This window comes from Thiolapillus sp., assembly GCF_048562965.1.
Classification (GTDB): Bacteria; Pseudomonadota; Gammaproteobacteria; order Chromatiales; family Chromatiaceae; genus Thiolapillus; species Thiolapillus brandeum_A.
Genome location: NZ_JBHNMF010000342.1, coordinates 1 through 3,503, shown reverse-complemented (window position 1 = coordinate 3,503; position 3,503 = coordinate 1). Strand labels below are relative to the sequence as shown.

Below are 3,503 nucleotides of genomic sequence, written 5' to 3'. Positions count from 1 at the left end.
TTATGTATCAATGCTTTAGATCATAATTGTACCATCCTGCACCGGATTTCTCATCGTCTTTTTTCGGTTTTTCAATTGAATTTCAATGACTTGGCATTTATAGACGGGAACTAGTTAGGTGCTTCAAACAGGACGCGTATCGGTGTTGCGGCTTTTGACAAGGGCTTGCCATTGCCTGCAAGCCGCGCCTTGATACGCGTCCTGTTTGAAGCACTGAGGGCGACATATTTGGTCGCCGGGTTAATAATGCAGCAAATACCAGTACCAGGAATGTTTTCATCACCATGTCTGTTTTCCTCTCTCCCGAACAACAACAGGAATTACACGAAATCACCCGGCGGTGGGTGACAAGGGCGAACCGGCTGTACAGACGCGACTTCCCGGTGCCGGAAGTGCGCTTCGATTTGCGTGGCCGGGCCGCCGGCCAGTATCGCGGCGGCTATCAGCCCTGCATCCGCTATAACATGGATATCGCAGCTGTCCAGTTCGACGCCTTCTGCAAACGCACGCCACCCCATGAGGTTGCTCATTACATCATGGACTGTCTGCATCCGCACAAGAACATCAGGCCCCACGGCAGGGAGTGGCAGGATCTCATGCAGGCCTACGGGCTCGAACCCTCACGCTGTCACGAATACAAACTGGGCAATGTCCGGCAGCGCAGGCAGCGGCGCTTTACCTATGTATGCGCCTGCCGTGAGCATCAGTTGAGCAGCACCCGTCACAACCGCATACAGTACCGCAAAACGGAATACCGCTGCACCCGGTGCGGCAAGCCGTTGCAGCTCAAGTCATGATGGGAGACTGAACAGGCGGATCTTCTGAGCACGGTCCAGCCCCTTGATCTGGGCCTCACGCCGGGAAGCCAGGCTGCGGTTCTCACAATACTCCGTGTACACCACTTCCACCGGGGAGCGTCCGTAGAAATACTTTGCGCCCTTGCCACTCAGGTGCTGTTCGAAACGCCGCTCCACATCAGTGGTTATGCCGGTGTAGTAACTGTCATCCGAACAGCGGATGATATAGACGGTCCAGTCACTCATTCCAGGCCGCCTTGTCCACCAGCACATCGGAATCCGGCAGGCGGGCAGCAGGAATAACTTCTCCACGCCGCCATCGCCGTACTGCATCGGCCTTGCCTTTCCCGCTGACCAGAAACAGGCGCTTGCCGGCGGACGCCAGGGTACAGTAGTTGAGACTGACACGGTCCGGAGGCGGTTTGGGGGCATCGTGCACCGCCACCACCCTTTCATCCTGAGGATGTTCCTGGCCGGGAAAAAGAGAAGCGGTATGGCCGTCTTCACCCAGGCCCAGCAGCACCAGGTCAAAGGGCAATGCAGGTTCGATTTCCCGAGCATAGGCAGCCGCCGCCACTTCCGCACCTGCCTCTGCGGGTATGACATGGATCTGATCCTCTTTTACCGGGATGTGCCGGAACAGGTGCCGCATCGCCATCACGTTGTTGCGCTGCGGATTGTCCACGGGGAGACAGCGCTCATCGCCAAAATAAAACTGCCACAGCTTCCAATCCGCATCTTTCTCTGCCAGAAGCTGATATGCCCTCGCCGGCGTAGCGCCACCCGCGAGCACCAGCGAAAAGCGGCCGTGTCGGCTGATGGATTCCGCTGCGCAGGTGATGATCCGTTGCGCCGCTTCCGTGGCAACTGCTTCGGCATCGTCGACAGGCTGCCAGTTCATTCCTCGGGATCCATGCTGTGTCGCCAGCGCTGGTCTGGCTTGTTGAACAGGCGGCGGCTTTCGGGCGGGCCCCAACTGCCCGCGGCATACAGGGGGATGGGTTCCCTGTCCTTTTGCCAGTACCTGATCACGGGATCGACCGCCCGCCAGGCCCACTCCACTTCGTCGTAGCGCAGGAACAGAGAGCGGTCGCCATCCATCACATCGAGTAACAGTTCCTCGTAAGCATCGATGGTTGTCTCATGTACACCGCGAAGCTGTGCATCGAGACTGCGCTGACGGGTGCGGATCTCCAGCCCAGGTTCCTTCACGGTCATTTCCATGCGCATACACTCACAGGGCTGGATACCCAGCATGATCCAGTTCTGCTTCATCGGCCCCACATCCGTATCACGGAAAAACTGCTGGGGCGGGTGGCGGAAACAGATGGAGATGATGGACTGTTTCTCCGCCAGCCGCTTGCCGGTACGCAGGTAGAAGGGCACACCGCGCCACCGCCAGTTGTCCACATAGAGTTTCATTGCCGCATAGGTTTCGGTGCGGCTGTCCGGCGGTATGCCGTCCTCCTCGAGATAGGATTTGACCAGGCTATCGTTTACCAGCCCGCTGCTGTACTGGGCCCGGAAGGCATGCTCCGGCACCTGCTCCTCTTCGATGGTACGCAGGGATTTGAGCACTTTGACCTTTTCGTCCCGCAATTCTTCCGCCTGCATCGATACCGGCGGCTCCATGGCGACCAGCGTCAGCAGCTGCAGCAGATGGCTTTGTATCATGTCGCGCATGGCGCCACTGCCGTCATAATAGGCGCCACGACTGCCTACACCCGCGGTTTCGGAATGGGTGATCTGCACGTGATCGATATAGTTGCGATTCCAGAGGGGTTCCAGCAGAGTGTTGGCGAAACGGAAAACCAGCACGTTCTGCACGGTACTCTTTCCCAGGTAGTGATCGATGCGGTAGATCTGATCTTCCTTGAGATGCCGGGCCAGGTCCTTCTGCAGTTCCTGAGCACTTTCCAGGTCGTAACCGAAAGGTTTTTCGATGACGACCCGGCGCCAGTATTCACCTTCCTGCAGTAGTCCCTGCTTGCCCAGGTTGTCCACCACCAGGCCGAATTCTGCCGGGCGGATAGCCATGTAGAAGGCAATGTTTGCGGGCAATTCCTCGCGGGACTGCAAGTAGTTCTTCAGCGCCGGCCAGGTGGCTTCATCACCCAGGTCTCCCCGGAAATAGCTCAGCCTGGCGGCAAAGCGTTTGAATACGGCTTCGTCCAGCGCCCCCCTTGCTCTGGCTTCCACCCAGCCCCGTACCTCCTGTACACAGCGTGCATCATCCCAGTCACGACGGCCGCTGGCAACGATACGGGTTTCCGCTTCCAGTTCACCTGCCGCATCCAGGTGATAGAGCGCAGGCATGAGTTTTTCCCGGGAAAGGTTGCCCGTGGCGCCGAAGATCACATAGGTGCAACCCACCTGTTCAAACATTGTCACACTCCATGATAAGAGCCCTTCCAAAACGCTCCGTATGTCTGGTCAAAACACTTCCTCCTTAAACTCGATCTACAGCGATTCGTGGCAAGTATTCTTGCACAAGTAAGAACGGCAAACCAATTACCTTGAACGCAGGATAACGTTGCCGTATTAAAATATCTTCCAATAGAAAAAGCCCGCTTTCGCGGGCCTCTGGACGCAAATACATGCAGTAAGCCGAAATCATTCAGCCATTTGCAGCTTGGGCCCGACAATCCGTGCGTTGAGTACCTTCATCATTTTCTTGATGGCCCGGTCGATGAGCGGCGCCTGGGC

Annotated in this window: 4 protein-coding genes; 1 reads left to right on the top strand and 3 read right to left on the bottom strand. The window is 57.1% G+C overall.

The genetic code is table 11. The features are described 5' to 3' along the window. The first annotated feature begins 284 nt into the window (after positions 1-284). Positions 285-797, top strand: a complete 513-nt coding sequence (locus ACOCD2_RS14460; RefSeq protein ID WP_293648542.1) for a SprT-like domain-containing protein — start codon at positions 285-287, stop codon at positions 795-797. Here the strand turns inward: ACOCD2_RS14460 and ACOCD2_RS14455 are convergent. Genes ACOCD2_RS14455 through zwf form a run of 3 tightly spaced genes read right to left on the bottom strand, consistent with a single transcriptional unit; the run spans position 792 to position 3,182 of the window. Continuing rightward, the gene (locus ACOCD2_RS14455; RefSeq protein WP_293648539.1) at positions 792-1,043 is read right to left on the bottom strand and encodes a GIY-YIG nuclease family protein; all 252 of its coding nucleotides are present in this window, start codon (positions 1,041-1,043) and stop codon (positions 792-794) included. The two genes, ACOCD2_RS14460 and ACOCD2_RS14455, sit on opposite strands and share 6 nt — an antisense overlap. Continuing rightward, a complete protein-coding gene (gene pgl, locus ACOCD2_RS14450) occupies positions 1,036-1,698 on the bottom strand; it encodes a 6-phosphogluconolactonase (RefSeq protein WP_293648536.1) in 663 nt (220 codons plus the stop codon). The genes ACOCD2_RS14455 and pgl overlap by 8 nt, the downstream gene beginning before the upstream one ends. Beyond that, the gene (gene zwf / locus ACOCD2_RS14445; protein WP_293648533.1) at positions 1,695-3,182 is read right to left on the bottom strand and encodes a glucose-6-phosphate dehydrogenase; all 1,488 of its coding nucleotides are present in this window, start codon (positions 3,180-3,182) and stop codon (positions 1,695-1,697) included. Before zwf ends, pgl begins: the two co-directional genes overlap by 4 nt. Between the last annotated feature and the right edge of the window lie 321 nt (positions 3,183-3,503).

Bases quoted from the DNA above. Each gene is read 5' to 3' on its own strand.
- ACOCD2_RS14460 (WP_293648542.1), top strand. From the start codon at position 285: ATGTCTGTTTTCCTCTCTCCCGAACAACAACAGGAATTACACGAAATC.
- ACOCD2_RS14455 (WP_293648539.1), bottom strand. From the start codon at position 1,043: ATGAGTGACTGGACCGTCTATATCATCCGCTGTTCGGATGACAGTTAC.
- pgl (WP_293648536.1), bottom strand. From the start codon at position 1,698: ATGAACTGGCAGCCTGTCGACGATGCCGAAGCAGTTGCCACGGAAGCG.
- zwf (WP_293648533.1), bottom strand. From the start codon at position 3,182: ATGTTTGAACAGGTGGGTTGCACCTATGTGATCTTCGGCGCCACGGGC.